Below are 18,719 nucleotides of genomic sequence, written 5' to 3' on the forward strand. Positions count from 1 at the left end.
AGTCAGATCCCAACGGTGGAGCTTTGCGTCCAGCTCTGCAGCTCGGACATCAGGCTGTCCCAGAGGCCGGTGACGAGGAGGATGCCGAGCGCGACCATCATGCCGCCGCCGATCCGCATCACCCACTGGTAGTGCCGCTTGACCCAGCCGAACGCGCCGAGCACCCGGCGGAAGGCGAGGGCGACGGCCAGGAACGGTACGCCCAGGCCCAGGCAGTACGCCACGGTGAGCAGGGCGCCGCGGCCGGCGCTGGCGTCGGAGAAGGCGAGCGCGCTGACGGCGGCGAAGGTCGGGCCCAGGCACGGCGTCCAGCCGATGCCGAAGAGCACGCCGAGCACGGGCGCGCCGGCCAGTCCCATGGCGGGCTTCATGTGGAAGCGCAGCTCGCGCTGGCCGAAGCGCTGCAGCACTCCGGCGAAGGCCAGCCCGAGCAGGATCATCAGCACGCCCAGGATCTTCGACAGGACGCCCTTGTACGTCTGCAGGGTCTGGCCGAAGAACCCGAAGAGCGCGCCGCCGGAGACGAAGACGATGGTGAAGCCGAGGACGAAGAGGGAGGCGCCGGCCAACATCCGTCCGCGGCGGGCCTCGGCGAGGTCGGTGCCGGTGACGCCGGTGACGTAGGACAGATAGCCGGGGACCAGCGGCAGGACGCAGGGCGAGAAGAAGGAGACGAGCCCGGCGAGGAGGGCGATGGGGACGGCGGCGAGCAGAGTGCCGTTGAGGACGGTCTGGTTCTCCGCGACGGCGAGCTGGATCACGTGATCACTTCTCGGCGATCAGCGGGGTGACCATCTTGCGCAGCGCGTCCTCGGTGAGCGGGCCGAGCGAGCGCGCGGCGATCTTGCCGTGCCGGTCGATGGCGATGGTGGACGGGATGGCCTGCGGGTTGAGGCTGCCCTTGGGGAAGCGCAGCATCAGCTTGCCGGTCGGGTCGTACAGGCTGGGGTAGGGGACCTTGTGCTCGTCCTCGAAGTTGGTGGCCAGCGACTTGTCGGTGTCGCGGGTGTTGATCCCGATGAACTGCACGCCCTTGCTCTTGGTCTCCTTGAAGACCTTGGCGAAGTTCGGCGCCTCGGCGATGCAGGGGCCGCAGTACGACCCCCAGACGTTGAGGATGACGACCTTGCCCTTGTAGTCGGCGACGTCGAGGTTCTTGCCGGTGGTGGTCTCGCCGGACAGTGCGGGCGCCGGCTGCCGGTTGGCACGCTTGACGGTGTCGATGCCGTCCTTGCCCTGGACGAACCGGGTCTGCGCGGAGCCGCCGGAGGCGCCGTCGCCGCAGGCGCTCAGTGCCAGTGCGGCGGCCGCGGTGCCCGCGGCGAGCAGGGTGGTACGGCGTCGGCGCGCGAGGCGGCGTGGGGCGCGGCTAGCACTCATGTGAAAAGTTTCGCATGGGCCTTTTCCGGATCTTCCACACCCCCCTCGCCGGGCCCGCCGCCGGATCGAAGGGGCGTGTCAGGCCGTGGAGAGGTAGGCCTTCCAGCCCTCCTTGGGGCGCTGGCCCACGGGGATCTGCTGCAGCTTGTACAGCACCTCGGGGTCCTGGGCGTCGATCCAGTCGGTGAACTGGCGGAACGACACGAGATGGACATCCCGGTTCTGCTCGTTGGCGATGTGCTTGAGCGCCGCCTCGACGGCGTCCATATAGATGCCGCCGTTCCACTGCTCGAAGTGGTTGCCGATGAAGAACGGCGCCCGATTGGTCTCGTAGGCGCGGCGGAATCCGGAGATATACGCGTCGGTGGCCTGCTGCCGCCAGCCGGGGTAGTTGGCGGGCGGGGCCTTGGTGGATCTCCTGGACTGGTTCGCAAGTATGTTGTAGTCCATCGAGAGCACCTCGAAAGAGTGACCCGGGAAGGGAATCTGCTGGAGCGGGAAGTCCCAGATTCCCATCCTTTTCTTCGGCCACATCTGCCGGCCGCCGGGCGAGCTGGCGTCATAGCGCCAGCCGAGATCCTTGGCGATGGGCAGCAGATTTTCCTGGCCGAGCAGGCACGGGGTGCGGCCGCCGACGAGTTCCCGGCGGTAGTCGAAAGGCAGCGGGTCGAGATCCCGGAAGCCGGTGTTCGTACGCCATTTGGTGACGAAGTCCATCACCTGGTCGATCTCGGACTGCCATTCCTGGGGGCTCCAGTGCCGCACGGCGCCCGAACCGCTGCAGAAGTGGCCGTTGAAGTGGGTGCCGACCTCGTGACCGTCCAGCCAGGCCTGGCGCACGTGCTTCAGCGTCTCCTTGATGTGCTCGTCGCTGAGGTAGCCGATGTCGGAGGCGCCGCGCCGGTTGCCCGGGGGCTCGTAGAGGTGCTTTTGGGATTCGGGCAGGAGATAGAGCCCGGACAGGAAGAAGGTCATGGCCGCGCCGTGGTCCTTGGCGAGCTGGAGAAAGCGCGGAAAGAGGCCGTTGCCGACCTCTCCCGCACCGTCCCAGGAGAAGACCACGAACTGCGGAGGAGTCTGTCCGGGTTCCAGCCGTTCGGGTGCTTTCGGCTGATGCGGCTGTGGGCCATATATCGCTGTCGAGCCGTCACCGATGAGTTGAGGGCGGGCCTGGACGGAGTTCTTCGCCTTCTGTTTGTCCGACCCCGCGTCCGACGACGAGGTGCAGCCGGCGACGCCCAGCGCCGCGGCCGCACCGACTCCCATACTCAGCAGGTTTCGCCGACTGATCGCGCGCATACCCTCGACCCCATCCGTGCTCGCCGAACTCAATATCCATATAAACGGACAACCGAGTGAAGGGCATGTCGAGCGTCGGAGAACCGAGTTAATCGCTCAGGTATTTTATTTTTCTCGCCTTCGGCATTCCGCCCAGTGATGCAGCGTCAGGCCCCAAAAGCCTTGGCTTTCCCCTTGACGGGTTTGGCGCCCGCCAGAAGATGGGAGGGAACCAGGTCGCGCGCCGGTTCGCTGTACCCCACCGAAATGATCTTGTCGCCGTGGAACGTGAACGACGTCAGCGAGGCCAGCGTGCACTGCCGCTTCCGCGGGTCGTGCCACAGCCGCCGCCGCTCCGCGAAGCTGCGGACGATCCAGATCGGCAGCTGATGGCTGACCGCCACCGCCTCGTGCCCGCGCGCCGCGTCCCGCGCCGCACCGAGCGCCGCCATCATCCGAACGACCTGCTCGATGTACGGCTCGCCCCAGGAGGGACGGAACGGATTGGTCAGGTACTTCCAGTTCCCCGGCTTCTTCAGCGCACCGTCGCCGACGCCGAAGGTCTTGCCCTCGAAGACGTTGCCCGCCTCGATCAGCCGCTCGTCGGTGGCCAGGTCCAGACCGTGCGCACCGGCGATCGGCGTCGCGGTCTCCTGCGCGCGCTCCAGCGGCGAGGCGACGACATGCGTGATGTCCCGCCCCGCGAGGTGCTCCGCGACCTGGTCGGCCATCTTCCGCCCCAGATCGGACAGGTGGTAGCCGGGCCGGCGCCCGTAGAGCACGCCCTCGGGGTTGTGCACCTCGCCGTGCCGCATCAGATGGACAACGGTGATGTCTTCGCTGCTCATGTCACCCCTCATTCGGTCGCCTCGGCGGCGGCCCGGGCGGCGGCCGGCAGCGCCGCCGCGATCCGCTCCACGGCCTGCGTGTCGTGCGCGGTCGAGACGAACCACGACTCGAAGGCGGACGGCGGGAGGTAGACGCCCTGCGCCAGCATCGAGTGGAAGAAGGCGGTGAAGCGGAAGGACTCCTGCGCCTTGGCCTCGTCGTAGTTCGTGACGTCCCGGCCGGTGAAGAAGACCGAGAACATGTTGCCCGCGACCTGGAGGCGGTGCGCGACGCCCTCCTTGGCCAGCGCACCGGTCACCAGCGAGCGCAGCTCGGCGGAGACCGCGTCGACCTTCTCGTACGCGGCGTCGTCCAGCAGCCGCAGCTGCGCGACGCCGGCGGCGGTGGCGATCGGGTTCCCGGACAGGGTGCCCGCCTGGTAGACCGGGCCGGCCGGGGCGAGGTGCGCCATGACGTCCGCGCGGCCGCCGAAGGCCGCGGCCGGGAAGCCGCCGCCCATCACCTTCCCGAAGGTCATCAGGTCGGGACGTACGCCGTCGATTCCGTACCAACCGGCCTTGCTGACGCGGAAGCCGGTCATCACCTCGTCGGAGATGTACAGCGCGCCGTCGCCGGCACAGATGTCCTTGAGCCCCTGGTTGAAGCCGGGCAGCGGAGGTACCACGCCCATGTTGCCGGGCGACGCCTCGGTGATCACACAGGCGATCTCGCCCGGGTGCGCGGCGAACGCCGCCCGCACCGCTTCCAGGTCGTTGTACGGCAGCACGATCGTGTCGCCGGCCTGCGCGCCCGTCACACCCGGCGTGTCGGGCAGACCGAAGGTCGCGACACCCGAGCCGGCCGCGGCCAGCAGCGCGTCGACATGCCCGTGGTAGCAGCCGGCGAACTTGATCACCTTGGGGCGGCCGGTGAAGCCGCGCGCCAGACGGATCGCCGACATCGTCGCCTCGGTGCCGCTGGAGACCAGCCGCACCTGCTCGACCGGCTCGATCCGGGCCACGATCTCCTCGGCCAGCTCGACCTCGCCCGCGCCGGGCGTGCCGAAGGACGTACCGCGGGTGACCGCCTCCTGGACCGCGGCGATCACCTCGGGGTGCGAGTGACCGAGGATCATCGGCCCCCAGGAGCACACGAGGTCGACGTACTCACGGCCGTCGGCATCGGTGAGGTACGGACCGGTACCGGACACCATGAACCGGGGCGTACCACCCACGGCCCGGAACGCCCGCACCGGAGAGTTGACGCCGCCCGGCGTCACCGCGGACGCGCGCTCGAACAGCGACTGCGAAACAGGGGCTTCATACGGAAAAGACACTGGGATCCTGACCTGCATAAACGGGGAGGGCGGCGACGCACGGACACGGCCCGGCTGACAAGGGTGCGGGAATCCCCGCTTGGACCACCCAAGGTGCCGCGCGGTTCCCGTTCGATCCTTTTTTGATTCCTCTCGCTTCCGACCGGGCGTCAGCCCCCAGTCGTCTGCGAAACTGGGGCGACGTACGAGTAAGTCACGCAAGCAATGGTCTCAGAGGCGCACGGGGGCGTGCGCCCGGGCGTTTCACGCGCCTGCGACGGGGGAGGTCTCTGAGACGATGATCGGGTTGCGCGGCTAGGGCTGCGAGTGGTCGGGTGGAGATATGCATCGCGGTGGCGAACTGGGCGAGGGAACCGATGACCGGGGTCCCGAGCGCGCCCAGCGCGGCCGTCACCGGCGCGAGGAAACCGACGAGACCAAGGGCGGGGACATCAGAGGCGGCCGCATGGGGGTGACATACAAATACTTCGGTGCGCCCAACGGCGCGACCGCGGCCCGTGTTCCGATCTCCATGCGCCCCGAGGAACTCGGCGGTGACGAGCTCGGCATGGGCGGTATGTTCACCAAGATCAAGCCGGAGACGATGGCCGCCATGGTCCTCACCGGTATAGAGGGCATACCGCTCCATAAGGTTCCGCCGCTCGAACTCGTCGTCCTCCACCCCGACTACGCCGTCGTCAAGCTCCCCATGACCGTGGTCGACCCGCTGCGCGGCGTCGGCGAGGAGTCGGTCGGCGCGGCCGCCTTCATCTGGTCCACCGTCCCCGACCGCGGTGGCCCGCGCGACGCCTTCACCGTCTACCAGCTGCTGCACGAGTGGCAGGACTTCAGCCACCGGCTGCACGAGGCGGGGCATCAGGCGTACTGCCTGGTCTGGCCGTAACGGTTCGGCAGGGCGCGGCGGGCCACGGCCCGTCGCGCCCTCGGCCACGGAATCGGGCGGGCCGGGTGTGTCCGCGGTCACCACGTGGGGCGGGCCGAGACACCGCCGTCGACGACGAGCTCGTGTCCGGTGATCCACGACGCCATCGGTGAGGCGAGGAACACACACGCGTCGCCGATGTCCTCCGGCCGGCCCAACCGCCCGGCGGGCGCCGCCGCTTCCCAGCGCCGCACCCCCTCCGGCCAGTCCTCCGCCAGGCCCGGGCGCGCGATCAGCCCCGGCGAGACGCTGTTGACGCGGATCCCGTGGGGCCCGTACTCCAGCGCCGCCGAGCGTGCGTGCATCACCACCGCCGCCTTGGACGCGCAGTAGTGGGCGTGCAGCGGCGCCGGACGGTCCGCCTCGATCGAGGCGATATGGGTGATCGAACCGGCCCCCTGCGCGCGCATCACGGCCGCCGCGGCCTGGGTGCAGGCGAAGACGCTGTGCACGTTCACATCCGCCACCGCCCGCCAGTCGGCCAGCGACATCCCCGCCAGCTCCTGGGTCGGCTGCACCGCCGCGTTGTTCACCAGCGCGGTCAGCCGCCCGCGCCACTCGGCCGCCCGCGCCACCAGCCGGTGGCACTCCCCCTCGTCGGCCAGATCGGCGCGCAGCGCCAGCGCGCGCCCGCCGCCCTCCTCGATCCGCGCGACCAGTGCGCGGGCCGCGTCGCCGCCCGTCCGGTAGTGCGCCACGACCGCGGCGCCCGCGGCGGCGAACCGCAGCGCGATACCGCGGCCGACACCGCCCGCGGCGCCGGTGACGAGGGCGACCTGGCCGGTGAGGTCGGGCAGGTCGCGGCGGCCGCCCGGAGCGTCGCGTCCGGTGGGCTCGTCGCGTCCGGTGGGCGCGTCATGGCCGGTCGGCGCATCCGGGGGCGACGGCTCTGCGGGGGTCGACGGCTCTGTCATGGTCGGCTCAGCGCGGCGATCCGCGCTGCCTCCTGGGGAAAGCGCGCGGTCAGTTCGGCGGCGTCCCCGTGCTCGTAGTCGGCGAAGGTGAACCCGGGCGCCATCGTGCAGCCGAAGAGCGTCCAGGCGCCGCCGTCGGCGACCTCGGCGGCCATCCACGTACCGGCGGGCACGGTGAACTGGACGTGCTGCCCGCCCAGGACGTCCGGCCCGAGGACGACCGTACGGGCCGAGCGCCCCGCGCCGCCGGAGGGACCGCCGCCCTCGGCGTGTCCGCCGCCTTCGGAGAGGAGGAGCAGGGTGAGCGGGTCGCCCGTATAGAAGTGCCAGATCTCGTCGGTCGGCAGCCGGTGCAGGGCGCAGAAGTCGCCCGGCCCGGCGGTGAGCAGCATCACGATCGCCGTTCCCTCGGGCCGTCCGTCGGGGCGCGGCGGGCCCGCCCAGGTCTGCCGGAACCGCCCGCCCTCACGGGGCAGCGGCGCCAGCCCGTAGAACTCGATCAGTGCCTCGGGGAGCCGGTCGCGGGGCGTTGGGTGCTCGTTCATACGGGCTGGGCCCCTCCCACTCGTCGCCGTCCGTCGGAGGTGATCCAGCCTAGGCACGAAGGCGGCGCCGCGGCGGGCGCAATCGGGCCATGTCCGAGAGCCCGCCGACGATCCGTCAGCCGAGGGGGTCGCGGCCCGTCTCCGCCAGCAGGGCGTCGAGTTCGGTGGCGCCGGGCGGTACGGGGACCGGTTCGGCGAAGACGTTCATCTGCCGGGCCGTCGGGGCCATCCGCGCGACCAGCGCCCGCAGCTCGGCCACGCATCCCGCGGGCGCCTCGTACGGCCGCCCGGTCGCCCGCGCCACGTCCCAGATGTGCACCACCAGATCCAGCAGCACCATCGCACCGACGGTCCGCGCCGGCAGCCGCATCCCACCGGACACGCCCTGCTCCGCGCCCGGCGCCGCCCAGGCCTCGACCAGCCGCGCCGCCTCCCGGGCGAACCGGTCGGTCCACTGGGCCCCGTACTCGCCGAGCCGGTCGGGGGTCCGGCTGAAGTCCGCCTCCTGCTTGGCGGCCAGCGCCTGGAAGGCGACGACGACATGGAAGAGGTGGTTCAGCAGCGCCCGCAGGTCGTACTCGGCGCAGGGCGTGGGCAGCCCCAGTTGGTCGTCGCGCACTCCGCGCAGCACCGGCAGCGCGGCCCGGCCGGCGGCGTCCAGCAACTCGCTGATCGGTGGGACCGTCCCGGGCCCGTCCGCACCGTCCGACTCAACCGGCTCAACCGAGCCGACCGACTTGTCTTGTATATCCCTGGTGTCCGTCATCTCGATGACGCTACGGGCCGCCGCCGGCCGCGGCTTGAAGAAATGCGACAGGCCGCGCGGTGGTGTTCGGCGCGCACCGCTTTAGGATCCGGGCATGGCCGCTCCACGGCGCGACACCCGGGGCATCGTCGCCGCCCCGGAGCTCCTGGCGCGGGTGCGGTTCCGGCGCCGCTCCCCCGCCCTGCCGCTGCGCCCGTATGTCGAGCACTACTGGCTGATCGACTGGGATCTGCCCGAGCCGTACACCAGCCAGGTCGTGCCGCACCCGTGCGTGAACGTGGTTTTCCAGCGGCACGCCGACCGGCCCGCCTTCGGCGAGGTCGCGGGCGTCGGGCTGGAGCTGTTCTCCCAGACGCTGGTGGGGCGGGGGTGGGTGTGCGGGGTGCAGTTCCGGCCCGGCGGATTCCGGCCGTTCGCCCCGGAGCGACCGGTCACCGACTGGACGGGCCGCAGGCTGCCGCCGGCGGCGGTCTTCGCCGCTCCGCCGGGCCCGGACGCGCACGCGGAGGTTGCGGACGCGGTCGCCGATGCCGCGCGAGCCGTAGTGCAGCCGGCGGACGAGGACGCCCGGGTGGCCGCGCTCGACGCCTTCCTGACGCCTCTGCTGCGGGCCGATCCGCGGGTCCTGGCCCAGGCCGGGCTCGCGATGCGGCTGGCCGACCGGATCCGGACGGACCGCACGATCCGGCGGGTCGCGGACTTCGCGCGGGCCGAGGGGATGTCCGTACGGGCGCTGCAGCGGCTGTTCGCCGGGTACGTCGGGGTGAGCCCCAAGTGGGTACTGCTGCGCTACCGCATCCATGAGGCCCTGGAGCGGGCCGCGGCGGACGCGGAGGTCGACTGGGCCGCGCTGGCCGCCGAGTTGGGCTACAGCGATCAGGCGCATCTGGTCCGCGATGTCACGGCGACGGTCGGGGTGCCGCCGACCGCCTACCCGCGCTGAGGCGGCCTCCGCCCGGGCCTCAGGGCAGCTCGGCCGTCAGATAGCGCTGGACGGTGGGCGCCAGCCAGGCGACGATCTCGTCGTCGCCGAGGTCGACGGCCGGCGGGAGGTGCAGGACGTAGCGGCACAGGGCCAGCCCGAGCATCTGCGAGGCGAGCAGCGCGGAGCGGATCGCCGCCTCCTCGGGGACGGGGCAGACCGCGCTGACGACCGGGCCGATCTGCTCGGCGAACACGCCCCGCATCCGCTCCGCACCGGCTTCGTTCGTGGCGCCGACGCGCAGCATGGCAGTCAGCGCCTCGTCGCTCTCCCAGCGTTCGAGGAAGTGGCGCACGAGACGGGCGCCGAGCTCGTCGTGCGGTACGTGGGTGAGGTCCGGGGCGTGCAGCTCGATCTCGGAGGCGGCGGCGAACAGGCCCGCCTTGTTGCCGTAGTAGCGCATCACCATCGACGGGTCGATGCCCGCCTCCCTGGCGATGGAGCGGATCGTGGCGCGCTCGTAGCCCTCGGCGGCGAAGCGGTCGCGGGCGGCGGCCAGGATCGCGGCCCGGGTCCCGGCGGAGCGGGGCTGGGGGGTCTGCCCGGCGCCGGACGCGGCGTCGCTGCTGGTGAGAGGCGCATGGTCGACCATGCCCACGACTGTAGGCCAACGCCCGTTGACATGCCAGCGCGAGGAGCCCTACGCTTGCCAACGAGCGTTGACCAACAAGTGTTGGCACACATGCGTTGACCCGCACGAGGCGTCGACGTGGTCAGGCAGAGGCGTAGGAGGCAGCAGCCATGAATGCCATCAACCGCAAGCCCGGCACCACCGACAGCACCACCGGCAGCGGAAGCGGCACCGACAGCGGTAGCGGCATGAGCAGTAGCGGCGGCACCGCGGCCCGGACCGGGCACGCCGCCCGCGACGCGGATGTCCTCGTCGTCGGCGCCGGCCCGACGGGCCTGCTGCTCGCCGGAGACCTCGCCGAGGCCGGCCTCGCCGTCACCCTTGTCGAACGCCGCCCCGAAACGACCAGCAACCTCACCCGCGCCCTGGCCGTCCACGCCCGCACCCTGGAGCAGCTCGACGCCCGCGGCCTCGCCGACGAGCTGGTCGCCGGCGGCCACCCGATCTCCCGCCTCCGCCTCTTCGGCGCCGCCACCCTCGACCCGTCCCGGCTCCCCTCCCGCTTCCCGTTCGTGCTGATCACGCCCCAGTTCGAGGTCGAGCGGCTGCTGGAGCGCCGGGCCCGGGAGGCCGGCGTGACGTTCCGGTACGGCTCCGAGGTGACCGGCCTCGACCAGGACGCGGACGGAGTGACCGTGCGGCTGCGCGGCGCCGGGGGCGGCGGCAGCGCCCGCGCCGCCTACCTGGTCGGCACGGACGGTGTGCGCAGCGCGGTCCGCGAGGCCGTCGGTCTGCCCTTCCCCGGCAAGTCCGTGATCCGCTCGCTGGTCCTGGCCGACGTACGGCTGGCCCAGGAGCCCGAGTCCCCCTTCACGTTCAACGCCACCGGGGACGCCTTCGGCCTGGTGGCCTCGTTCGGCGACGGCTGGTACCGCGTCATCGGCTGGCACCGCCACCGCCAGGCCGATGACGACGCCCCCGCCGATCTCGCCGAGGTCCGCGAGATCACCCGGCTCACCCTCGGTACGGACTACGGCATGCACGACGCCCGCTGGATCTCGCGTTTCCACAGCGACGAGCGCCAGGCCCCGCAGTACCGCGTGGGCCGTGTCTTCCTCGCCGGCGACGCCGCCCATGTCCACTCCCCGGCCGGCGGCCAGGGCATGAACACCGGCCTGCAGGACGCCGCCAACCTCGGCTGGAAGCTGGCGGCAGTGCTCCAGGGCCACGCCCCCGCCGCGCTCCTGGACAGCTATCAGGCCGAGCGCCACCCCGTCGGAAAGATGGTGCTGCGCAGCAGCGGCGCCATCCTCCGGATCGCGCTGCTGCACTCCGCGCCGGGCAGGGCGGCCCGCGCACTCGCCGGCCGGCTCCTCACTCATCTGCGGCCGCTGGCCCGCCGCGCGATCGGCACCGTCTCCGGCATCGACATCGCCTATCCGGCCGGGCCGGGCGCCCACCGGCTCGCCGGGCACCGCGCCCCGGACATCCGCCTGGCCGACGGCAGCCGCCTCTACGCGCTGCTGCGCCAGGGCAGGTTCGTGCTCATCGCTCCCGCCGATGAGCCCACCGCCCCCCAGCCGACGGGCAACGGGGCCGGCCCGCTCCCCGCCGACGGCCGCGTCGTCCGCGCCGCCTGGGACAGCGATCGCCGTACCGCTCTTCTCATACGCCCCGACGGCCATATCGCCTGGGCCACCGACGCCACCCACCCCGCCGAGCGCGCCACGGCCCTGCGCGCCGCCCTGCTGCAGTGGACCGGCGCCGCACCCGAGGACGACGGGACGGGCCCGCGTCCCTCAGCGGTCAGCCCGGCGCCAGCACATGCCGCAGATACGCCCGCGGATCGTTGAGATAGCGCCGCCAGTGGTCGACGAGCCCCAGCTCCGCCCACTGCACCGACCGCATGCCGTGTTCACCGACCTCGACGATCTCCGCGCCGGGCAACGCGGTCAGCAGCGGGGAGTGCGTGGCGCAGATGATCTGCGCGCCGCCGCGGCCCAGCTCACTCATCAGCCCGACCAGTTCCAGACAGGAGGAGAACGACAGCGCGGCCTCCGGCTCGTCCATCACGTACAGCCCCGGCTGCGTGAACCGCTCCCGGAGAGCCAGCAGGAAGCCCTCGCCATGGCTCATCTCGTCCGGGTGTCGGGACAGCCGCAGCGAGCTGTGCTCCCCGCTGAGCGCATCCAGCGCGGTCTCGGCCCGCAGGAAGAAACCCTTGCGGCGGGTCCGCGGCCCCCGCACCATCCGGCGCCCCTCGCGGGTCGGATCGAACCGCATCAGCCCGCCCAGCAGCGACGACTCCCGCGAGCTGGCGTACTTGTAGCCCGCCGAACCGCCGTAGGAATCCAGTCCGAACCCCTCCGCCAGCGCCTCGGCCAACGTCGACTTCCCCGAGCCGTTCTCGCCCACCAGAAAAGTGACCGGAGCGCGGAAGGCCAGCCCCTCCTCGGCCAGCTGACGCACACACGGCACCGTCCAGGGCCAGCCGCCCTCGGCCGTCCCCTCCCCCTCCGGAACATCCACATAAGCCCGCTCGATCAGCATGACTTCGAAGCTCTCACACCCCACTGACAACCGCCCCGCGCCCGACGCCCGCCGCTCCTCCTTAGGCTTCCGTCATGCAGATCGCCCGCTCCGCCGCCCTCTTCGCCGTCGCCGCGCTCTTCGAGATCGGCGGCGCCTGGCTGGTGTGGCAAGGCGTCCGTGAACACCGCGGCTGGGCCTGGATCGGTGCCGGAGTCCTCGCCCTCGGGGTGTACGGCTTCGTCGCCACCCTCCAGCCGGACGCCGAGTTCGGTCGCATCCTCGCCGCGTACGGCGGTGTCTTCGTCGCCGGGTCGCTGGCCTGGGGCATGGTCGCCGACGGCTACCGACCCGACCGCTGGGACGTCATCGGCGCACTGATCTGCCTGGCCGGCATGGCAGTGATCATGTACGCCCCCAGAAGCCGCTGACCGCACCCGCATATCCTGGCCGCGCACGCCCCCGCAGCGGGGAGCGAGCAGGGACCCCACCGCCCGAGGAGAACGCCATGACCGCCGAGGCCCGAACCGCCGTCGTCACCGGAGCGAGCAGCGGCATCGGCGCCGCGACCGCACGGGCGCTGGCCGCCGCCGGCTACCACGTGGTCCTCACCGCCCGCCGCAAGGACCGCATCGAGGCCCTCGCCGCCGAACTCCCGCACGCCCGGGCCTATGCGCTCGACGTCACCGACCGCGCCGCCGTCGACGCCTTCGCCGCCGAGCTCGACCGTCTCCCCTCCGTCGACGTCCTGGTCAACAACGCCGGCGGCGCCCTCGGCGCGGAACCGGTCGCCACCGGCGACCCCGCCGACTGGCGTGCCATGTACGAGGTCAACGTGCTCGGCGTGCTCCATATGACGCAGGCCCTGCTGCCCGCGCTCACCGCCTCCGGCGAGGGCACCGTCGTCGTGCTGTCCTCCACCGCGGGCCATGGCACCTACGAGGGCGGCGGTGGATACGTCGCCGCCAAGCACGGCGCGCATGTCATCGCCGAAACGCTCCGCCTGGAGCTGTGCGGCGAGCCCGTACGCGTCATCGAGGTCGCCCCCGGCATGGTCAAGACCGACGAGTTCGCCACCACCCGCTTCCGGGGCGATGCCGGCAAGGCCGCCAAGGTCTACGAAGGCGTCGAGCAGCCGCTCAGCGCGGAGGACGTCGCCGACACCGTCGCCTGGGCCATCACCCGTCCCGCCCACGTCAACATCGACCTGCTGGTGGTCCGCCCCCGCGCCCAGGCCTCCAACACGAAGGTCCACCGCACCTCCTGAGGCACCGACCGCGCGGCGCGGCACGACGGTCACCGCACCACACCGCGCCGCAGTGGTCAGCACCGAAAGGTGCTCGTCTCTCCCGGCTCGGTCTCCAGCGCCGCCCGGTTGGACTTCAGCATGACCGGGAAGAACAGCCCGCCCCATGACATGCCACGCGGCATTCATGCAGCCGTGGGTTCGATCGATACGAGGCCCGCAGACCCCGCGGAGCCCGCCGGTACGAGTGCGCATCGCGGCCCGGCGCGCCGAGGCCCCCGGTCCGGCCCCGGTCGGCCGTTCGGATGCGGTCGGCTCGCGCGCGCCCCCGGTCCACGGTGTCGTGGACACGGATGCCCGGCGTCGTGGACCGGGATGCCCGCCGGCGTTCCGCGCGGGGACGGCGTCGGCCACTCCGCCGCGAGAGGGCAGAGCCCACAGCCGCGAAAGGACAGGACGTGCGCATATCCGGGATAGCCGGGATGGCCTGGGCATCCGGGCCCTTGGTGGGCCGCAGATGCCAGGGCGCGGTCGTCGCCGCGGTGGTGACCTGTTCGGCAGTACTGGCCTCCGCGGTCGGCGGCCCGCCGGCACCTCCGTCGCCCGCCCCGCGGCCGGCATGGCACCCCTGTGTCCCGGGCGGCCGGTTCGACTGCGCGACCGCGAAGGTGCCGCTGGACTACCGCAACCCCGGCGGCCGCACCATCGAGCTGGCGCTCGTCAAGCGGAAGGCGACCGGCCCCGGTCGGCGCATCGGCACCCTGTTCTTCAACCCGGGCGGACCCGGCGGACCCGGAACCGTGCAGATGCCGCAGAACTACGCGTTCTTCCCGCGCGAGGTGCGCGAGCGGTTCGACATCGTCAGCTGGGATCCCCGCGGCATCGGCAGCAGCACCGCGGTGAACTGCTTCGCGAGTCGCAAGGAGGCCGACGCGTGGGCGGCGAGCAAGCCGGCCGGCCTCCCGGTGGGCGAGGCGCAGCGGGCCGCCTGGTTCGCCGCGTACCGGGATCTGGCCCGGCGCTGCGAGCGGCGCGACCCCGCGCTGCTGCGCCATGTGTCGACCGCCGACACCGCCCGCGACCTCGACGGGCTCCGCCGGGCGGTGGGCGAGCCGCGACTGACCTACCTCGGAACGTCCTACGGCACGATCCTGGGCGCCACCTACGCCAACCTCTTCCCCGGCAGGGTCCGCGCCATGGTCCTCGACAGCAACATCGACCCGCAGGCCTGGACGAACCACGCCTCCGACGCGGCCCCCCGGCTCACCACGTTCCTGCGCATGGGATCGGACCGCGGCGCGGCGGCGGTCCTGGACCGGTTCCTCGCCCTGTGCGGGTCCGCCACCAGCGCCGGCTGCGCCTTCTCCGCCGGCAGTCCCAAGGCGACCCGGGAGAAGTTCGACCGGCTGATGCGGCGGCTGCGGGCACACCCCGTGGGCGAGTGGACCTACGGCCGTACGGTCGGCGACGTGGTGAGCAGCCTCTACGTCGTCCGCCCCGGCTGGACGGACCTCGCCGGCCGGCTGCAGAGCCTCTGGCAGGGCCGTACCCCCAAGCCGCCCCCGGCCCCGCCCGAACAACCGGTGCCGTGGCCGAATCCGTACACGGGCGAAGAACAGGCCGGTGCGGTGGTCTGCGGCGAAAGCCCCAATCCGCGTGCCCCCGGCGCCTACCGGGCCCTGGAGGAGGCCGCCGCCGTCCGGGCGGGCGACGCCGGACGCTACTGGACCTGGGCCACCGCCGGCTGCACCTCCTGGCCGGCCGGGGCGGCCGAGCGCTACCGCGGCCCGTGGAACAGGCCGACGCCACACCCCGTCCTGGTCGTCGGCACCCGCTACGACCCCGCCACTCCCTACGCGGACGCGCAGGCCCTGGCCGGGGAGCTGGCCGACGCCCGCCTGCTCACCCACGACGGATACGGCCACACCGAACTGATCAACCCCAGCGCCTGCGTCAAGGACCACGAGAGCCGCTACCTCATCGACGGCACCCTCCCGCCGGCCGGAACGACCTGTCGGCAGGACCGCCCCCCTTTCGCCGCGCCCGAACCGAGCGGCGGCGGGGCCACCGGCGGCGAGCGACGGCGGACCTCGCCCCCCTGAGCCGACGGCCACGCCGGCCGGCCGAAGCGCGGCAGCTCAGCCGGCGGAGCACCGCAGGTCAGCCGAAGCGGGGCGGCAAGGCTCTTCGCCGGCTCAGCCCTTCACACACACGACCTGCTTGAGATGGGCGACCACCTCGACCAGGTCGCGCTGCTGATCGATGACCTTCTCGATCGGCTTGTAGGCGCCCGGGATCTCGTCGATCACTCCGGAGTCCTTGCGGCACTCCACACCCCGCGTCTGCTCCTCCAGGTCCCGCGTGGAGAACCGCTTCTTGGCGGCGTTCCGGCTCATCCTGCGGCCGGCGCCGTGCGAGGCGGAGTTGAACGACGCGGCGTTGCCCAGGCCGCGGACGATGTACGAGCCGGTGCCCATCGAGCCCGGGATGATGCCGTAGTCGCCGCCGCCCGCCCGGATCGCGCCCTTGCGGGTCACCAGCAGGTCCATGCCGTCGTACCGCTCCTCCGCCACATAGTTGTGGTGGCAGGAGATGACCTCGTCGAAGGTCACCTTGGCCTTCTTGAACTCCCGGCGGATCACGTCCTGCGACAGCGCCATCATGATCTCGCGGTTGTGCTTGGCGTACTCCTGCGCCCAGAACAGGTCGTTGCGGTACGCCGCCATCTGCGGGGTGTCCGCGATGAAGACGGCGAGGTCGCGGTCGACCAGCCCCTGGTTCTGCGGCAGCTTCTGGGCCACGCCCATGTGGTACTCGGCCAGCTCCTTGCCGATGTTGCGCGATCCCGAGTGCAGCATGATCCACACCGACTGGTCGTCGTCGATGCAGAACTCCCAGAAGTGGTTGCCGGACCCCAGCGAACCCATCTGCTTGGTGGCACGCTCCTGACGGAACTTGACCGCGTCGGCGACGCCGTCGAAGCGCGCCCAGAAGTCGCCCCAGCCCGCGGTCGGGAAGCCGTGCAGCCGCCCGGGGTCGACCGGATCGGCGTGCATCCCCCGGCCCACCGGAATCGCCTGCTCGATCTTCGACCGGAGCCGGGAGAGGTCGCCGGGCAGGTCGTTGGCGGTGAGCGAGGTCCGCACCGCGCTCATCCCGCAGCCGATGTCGACGCCGACCGCCGCCGGGCAGACCGCGCCGCGCATCGCGATCACCGAGCCGACCGTAGCGCCCTTGCCGAAGTGCACATCGGGCATCACGGCCAGGCCCTTGATCCACGGGAGCGTGGCGACGTTGCGCAGTTGCTGCATCGCGACGTCCTCGACCGTGGCCGGGTCTGTCCACATCCGGATCGGTACCTGCGCTCCTGGCACTTCGACGTACGACATAACTTCCTCATTCCCCCGAAAACATGAAAAACGCAAAAGCCGGACAAGATATACGATCTTGGACGCCGGACCGGCGTGCGCGGCAAAACGTGCGATAGACATTGTGTCCATCGGCCGCCGCCCGGCGGCAACCGCATTTCACAGGGGAAGGAGCCGCGAACGATGCCACGGAAGCCGTTCGTACCCGGTGCCGTACTGGTGGCCGCCGCGGCGCTGGCCGCCGGCCTCACCGGCTGCACCGGCGGCTCCGGCACCGACGCCGGCGCCGTCGACGCGAAGAGCGGTGACGCCACCGCCGCCAGTCAGGCCGCCGAACCGGGCCGCTACCAGACCCTCCCGGAGGCCTGCGGGCTGCCCGCGCGCGGCACCGTGCGCGGCATGCTGCCCGGCGACGGCCAGCACCTCTCGGGCGCCGAGGCCGACAAGGTCTACGGCGGGCAGGCCGACATCACCTACGACACCGACCGCCGGGTCGGCTGCCGCTGGACCCGCGAGACCACCGCCGGCACCCGCCATCTGACCGTCGACATCCAGCGCGTGGTCTCCTACGACTCCGCGGTCAGCGATGACGACAAGGCGCAGGAGACCTACGACGCCAAGGAGCTGGCCGCGCAGATCCCGGCCGGCGCCACCGGCTCGGCGTCGCCGGGCACCCCACCCCCCTCCACCACCGCGAAGCCGCAGGACGCCGAGGCCAACGAGGCCAACAAGGCCGAAAAGGCAGACAAGACGGGCAAGGCGGACGAAAAGGGGAAGGCGGGCAAGGAGTCCGAGGCGTCCGAGCCGAGCGCGGACCCGAGCGGTTCGACCGCTCCGCGCGTGCTGGACGACCTGGGGGACGCGGCGTTCCTCAATGACAAATTGGTCACCGCGGACTCCGGTGTACACCGTGACGTAACTGTGGTCTTTCGCACGTCGAACGTCATCGTGACGATCGCGTACGACCAGTGGTCCACGGACAAGACGATGTTGCCGGACAGCCAGGAACTGCAGGACAAGGCCCGTTCGCTGGCCGGCGAGCTGGTCGAGAGCCTCAGCGAATAGTCCGGTTTGGGCATATCACCCCAACCATCCACCTAAGTCCTCAAATACCCGATTCACCCTTCCTTTTCATCAACACGAAACCGTCACACATCCCGCCGCGCCGCGTACCGTGCCCCCTAGCCCCGCCCCGTTCGCGCGGTGGGGCGGCCCGCACGGCCGACCCCACGGCCGGGCCGAACCGACGACGACGAACAGCGAAGGAACCATGCACCGTTCAGCCAAGCGCCTCGCCAGCCTCCTCACCTGCGCAGCAGTACCGGTGCTGCTCGTCGCCGGCTGCTCCGGCTCGGACAGCGACAGCTCCGGTGATGCCTCCTCCTCCGCGTCCGCCTCCGGCAAGACGGGCAAGCCGTCGCCGACCGTCGCGCCCGCGAAGTACAAGCAGCTGCCGAACCCGTGCGAGGCGTTCGCCAAGGGCTCCATCAAGAAGATGCTGCCCAAGGTGAAGGACGCCTCCGGCGAGCAGGGCAAGTCCTCGGACAACTCCGCGCACGGCACCTGCTCCTGGAACAGCTCCGACGAGCAGGGCGTCGACGGCACCCAGTTCCGCTGGCTGGACATCGGCTACCAGCGCTACGACTCCGAGCCGGGCGTCGGCTCCGCCGAGAAGCGGGCCACCGAGTTCTACACCAAGCAGGTCTCCGCAGGTCAGGCCGTCAAGGGCGCCAAGAAGCTGAAGACCGCCAAGACGGCCGGCACCGGCGACGAGTCCACCGCGATCACCTACGACGTGAAGAAGGAGGGCAACGACTTCAAGAACACGACGGTCGTCGCCCGCCTGTCCAACATCGTCGTCACCATCAACTTCAACGGCGCGGGCCTGGCCGGCGCCGACGCCCCCAAGGCCGCCGACCTGCTCAAGCAGGCCCAGGCCGCCGCCAAGGAAGCGGTCACCGCCGCCACCAAGGCGAACGCCTGACGCAGCACACCGCCCCGGCCGCGCTCCGGCCCGGCCGGGGCCGCGGTGATCACCGCGGCCGGCTTCACCG

The 18,719-nt window shown here is 71.7% G+C and carries 19 protein-coding genes; 8 read left to right on the forward strand and 11 right to left on the reverse strand.

The window, feature by feature from the left end; translation table 11 throughout:
* Positions 1 to 2: 2 nt before the first annotated feature.
* From WAB15_RS19205 to hemL, 5 genes are all read right to left on the reverse strand, one after another.
* Entirely contained in the window at positions 3 to 761 is a 759-nt protein-coding gene (locus tag WAB15_RS19205; RefSeq protein ID WP_399146454.1) for a cytochrome c biogenesis CcdA family protein, read from the reverse strand.
* 4 nt (positions 762 to 765) lie between these two features.
* Positions 766 to 1,380, reverse strand: a complete 615-nt coding sequence (locus tag WAB15_RS19210; protein ID WP_407286988.1) for a TlpA family protein disulfide reductase — start codon at positions 1,378 to 1,380, stop codon at positions 766 to 768.
* A gap of 78 nt (positions 1,381 to 1,458) precedes the next feature.
* A complete protein-coding gene (locus tag WAB15_RS19215; protein WP_407286989.1) occupies positions 1,459 to 2,679 on the reverse strand; it encodes a hypothetical protein in 1,221 nt (406 codons plus the stop codon).
* 146 nt (positions 2,680 to 2,825) lie between these two features.
* Entirely contained in the window at positions 2,826 to 3,506 is a 681-nt protein-coding gene (locus tag WAB15_RS19220) for a histidine phosphatase family protein (RefSeq protein ID WP_399146451.1), read from the reverse strand.
* Positions 3,507 to 3,514: 8 nt separating this feature from the next.
* Complete coding sequence (gene hemL / locus WAB15_RS19225) at positions 3,515 to 4,822, reverse strand: glutamate-1-semialdehyde 2,1-aminomutase (protein WP_399146450.1); 1,308 nt, start codon at positions 4,820 to 4,822, stop codon at positions 3,515 to 3,517.
* A 322-nt stretch (positions 4,823 to 5,144) separates the two neighbouring features.
* On the opposite strand from hemL, the gene WAB15_RS19230 reads away from it, so the two are divergent.
* Positions 5,145 to 5,705 carry a hypothetical protein gene (locus WAB15_RS19230; protein ID WP_399146449.1) on the forward strand — a complete coding sequence of 187 codons (561 nt, stop codon included), beginning with the start codon at positions 5,145 to 5,147 and terminating at the stop codon, positions 5,703 to 5,705.
* Positions 5,706 to 5,782: 77 nt separating this feature from the next.
* On the opposite strand, the gene WAB15_RS19235 is transcribed toward WAB15_RS19230, so the two are convergent.
* The 3 genes from WAB15_RS19235 to WAB15_RS19245 form a co-directional block, all read right to left on the reverse strand.
* Entirely contained in the window at positions 5,783 to 6,658 is an 876-nt protein-coding gene (locus WAB15_RS19235; protein WP_399146448.1) for an SDR family NAD(P)-dependent oxidoreductase, read from the reverse strand.
* On the reverse strand, positions 6,655 to 7,203 hold the full coding sequence (locus WAB15_RS19240; protein ID WP_407286990.1) for a cupin domain-containing protein: 549 nt from the start codon (positions 7,201 to 7,203) through the stop codon (positions 6,655 to 6,657). Before WAB15_RS19240 ends, WAB15_RS19235 begins: the two co-directional genes overlap by 4 nt.
* A 115-nt stretch (positions 7,204 to 7,318) precedes the next feature.
* Complete coding sequence (locus tag WAB15_RS19245; protein WP_407286991.1) at positions 7,319 to 7,969, reverse strand: TIGR03086 family metal-binding protein; 651 nt, start codon at positions 7,967 to 7,969, stop codon at positions 7,319 to 7,321.
* Between the two features lie 94 nt (positions 7,970 to 8,063).
* Here WAB15_RS19245 and WAB15_RS19250 point away from each other — a divergent pair, with 94 nt between their 5' ends.
* Complete coding sequence (locus WAB15_RS19250; RefSeq protein WP_407286992.1) at positions 8,064 to 8,912, forward strand: DUF6597 domain-containing transcriptional factor; 849 nt, start codon at positions 8,064 to 8,066, stop codon at positions 8,910 to 8,912.
* A gap of 19 nt (positions 8,913 to 8,931) precedes the next feature.
* Here WAB15_RS19250 and WAB15_RS19255 read toward each other — a convergent pair whose 3' ends face one another.
* The gene (locus WAB15_RS19255) at positions 8,932 to 9,543 is read right to left on the reverse strand and encodes a TetR family transcriptional regulator (RefSeq protein WP_399146444.1); all 612 of its coding nucleotides are present in this window, start codon (positions 9,541 to 9,543) and stop codon (positions 8,932 to 8,934) included.
* A gap of 149 nt (positions 9,544 to 9,692) precedes the next feature.
* Here WAB15_RS19255 and WAB15_RS19260 point away from each other — a divergent pair, with 149 nt between their 5' ends.
* On the forward strand, positions 9,693 to 11,375 hold the full coding sequence (locus tag WAB15_RS19260; RefSeq protein ID WP_407286993.1) for an FAD-dependent oxidoreductase: 1,683 nt from the start codon (positions 9,693 to 9,695) through the stop codon (positions 11,373 to 11,375).
* Here WAB15_RS19260 and WAB15_RS19265 read toward each other — a convergent pair.
* Entirely contained in the window at positions 11,329 to 12,072 is a 744-nt protein-coding gene (locus WAB15_RS19265; RefSeq protein WP_407286994.1) for an AAA family ATPase, read from the reverse strand. The genes WAB15_RS19260 and WAB15_RS19265 overlap by 47 nt on opposite strands.
* A gap of 74 nt (positions 12,073 to 12,146) precedes the next feature.
* On the opposite strand from WAB15_RS19265, the gene WAB15_RS19270 reads away from it, so the two are divergent.
* The 3 genes from WAB15_RS19270 (at position 12,147) to WAB15_RS19280 (ending at position 15,399) form a co-directional block, all read left to right on the forward strand.
* Positions 12,147 to 12,482: a YnfA family protein gene (locus WAB15_RS19270; RefSeq protein WP_407286995.1), complete on the forward strand. Its 336-nt coding sequence runs from the start codon at positions 12,147 to 12,149 to the stop codon at positions 12,480 to 12,482.
* A 77-nt stretch (positions 12,483 to 12,559) separates the two neighbouring features.
* Positions 12,560 to 13,318, forward strand: a complete 759-nt coding sequence (locus WAB15_RS19275) for an SDR family oxidoreductase (protein WP_407286996.1) — start codon at positions 12,560 to 12,562, stop codon at positions 13,316 to 13,318.
* Positions 13,319 to 13,755: 437 nt separating this feature from the next.
* Positions 13,756 to 15,399 carry an alpha/beta hydrolase gene (locus WAB15_RS19280; RefSeq protein ID WP_407286997.1) on the forward strand — a complete coding sequence of 548 codons (1,644 nt, stop codon included), beginning with the start codon at positions 13,756 to 13,758 and terminating at the stop codon, positions 15,397 to 15,399.
* A gap of 93 nt (positions 15,400 to 15,492) precedes the next feature.
* On the opposite strand, the gene WAB15_RS19285 is transcribed toward WAB15_RS19280, so the two are convergent.
* Positions 15,493 to 16,686 carry an RtcB family protein gene (locus WAB15_RS19285; protein ID WP_399146439.1) on the reverse strand — a complete coding sequence of 398 codons (1,194 nt, stop codon included), beginning with the start codon at positions 16,684 to 16,686 and terminating at the stop codon, positions 15,493 to 15,495.
* Positions 16,687 to 16,848: 162 nt separating this feature from the next.
* Here WAB15_RS19285 and WAB15_RS19290 point away from each other — a divergent pair, with 162 nt between their 5' ends.
* Together WAB15_RS19290 and WAB15_RS19295 are read left to right on the forward strand one after the other, a co-directional pair.
* Positions 16,849 to 17,730: a hypothetical protein gene (locus WAB15_RS19290; protein WP_399146438.1), complete on the forward strand. Its 882-nt coding sequence runs from the start codon at positions 16,849 to 16,851 to the stop codon at positions 17,728 to 17,730.
* Positions 17,731 to 17,935: 205 nt separating this feature from the next.
* Positions 17,936 to 18,649 carry a DUF3558 domain-containing protein gene (locus WAB15_RS19295; RefSeq protein ID WP_407286998.1) on the forward strand — a complete coding sequence of 238 codons (714 nt, stop codon included), beginning with the start codon at positions 17,936 to 17,938 and terminating at the stop codon, positions 18,647 to 18,649.
* Positions 18,650 to 18,719: the final 70 nt, after the last annotated feature.

The sequence above is a fragment of the Streptomyces sirii genome (assembly GCF_045690365.1).
GTDB classification, from domain to species: domain Bacteria; phylum Actinomycetota; class Actinomycetes; order Streptomycetales; family Streptomycetaceae; genus Streptomyces; species Streptomyces sirii.

Coding starts and splice junctions, on each gene's coding strand:
- WAB15_RS19210 (WP_407286988.1), bottom strand. CDS start 1,380: ATGAGTGCTAGCCGCGCCCCACGCCGCCTCGCGCGCCGACGCCGTACC.
- WAB15_RS19215 (WP_407286989.1), bottom strand. CDS start 2,679: ATGCGCGCGATCAGTCGGCGAAACCTGCTGAGTATGGGAGTCGGTGCG.
- WAB15_RS19220 (WP_399146451.1), bottom strand. CDS start 3,506: ATGAGCAGCGAAGACATCACCGTTGTCCATCTGATGCGGCACGGCGAG.
- WAB15_RS19230 (WP_399146449.1), top strand. CDS start 5,145: ATGCATCGCGGTGGCGAACTGGGCGAGGGAACCGATGACCGGGGTCCC.
- WAB15_RS19235 (WP_399146448.1), bottom strand. CDS start 6,658: ATGACAGAGCCGTCGACCCCCGCAGAGCCGTCGCCCCCGGATGCGCCG.
- WAB15_RS19240 (WP_407286990.1), bottom strand. CDS start 7,203: ATGAACGAGCACCCAACGCCCCGCGACCGGCTCCCCGAGGCACTGATC.
- WAB15_RS19245 (WP_407286991.1), bottom strand. CDS start 7,969: ATGACGGACACCAGGGATATACAAGACAAGTCGGTCGGCTCGGTTGAG.
- WAB15_RS19250 (WP_407286992.1), top strand. CDS start 8,064: ATGGCCGCTCCACGGCGCGACACCCGGGGCATCGTCGCCGCCCCGGAG.
- WAB15_RS19255 (WP_399146444.1), bottom strand. CDS start 9,543: ATGGTCGACCATGCGCCTCTCACCAGCAGCGACGCCGCGTCCGGCGCC.
- WAB15_RS19260 (WP_407286993.1), top strand. CDS start 9,693: ATGAATGCCATCAACCGCAAGCCCGGCACCACCGACAGCACCACCGGC.
- WAB15_RS19265 (WP_407286994.1), bottom strand. CDS start 12,072: ATGCTGATCGAGCGGGCTTATGTGGATGTTCCGGAGGGGGAGGGGACG.
- WAB15_RS19270 (WP_407286995.1), top strand. CDS start 12,147: ATGCAGATCGCCCGCTCCGCCGCCCTCTTCGCCGTCGCCGCGCTCTTC.
- WAB15_RS19275 (WP_407286996.1), top strand. CDS start 12,560: ATGACCGCCGAGGCCCGAACCGCCGTCGTCACCGGAGCGAGCAGCGGC.
- WAB15_RS19285 (WP_399146439.1), bottom strand. CDS start 16,686: ATGTCGTACGTCGAAGTGCCAGGAGCGCAGGTACCGATCCGGATGTGG.
- WAB15_RS19290 (WP_399146438.1), top strand. CDS start 16,849: ATGCCACGGAAGCCGTTCGTACCCGGTGCCGTACTGGTGGCCGCCGCG.
- WAB15_RS19295 (WP_407286998.1), top strand. CDS start 17,936: ATGCACCGTTCAGCCAAGCGCCTCGCCAGCCTCCTCACCTGCGCAGCA.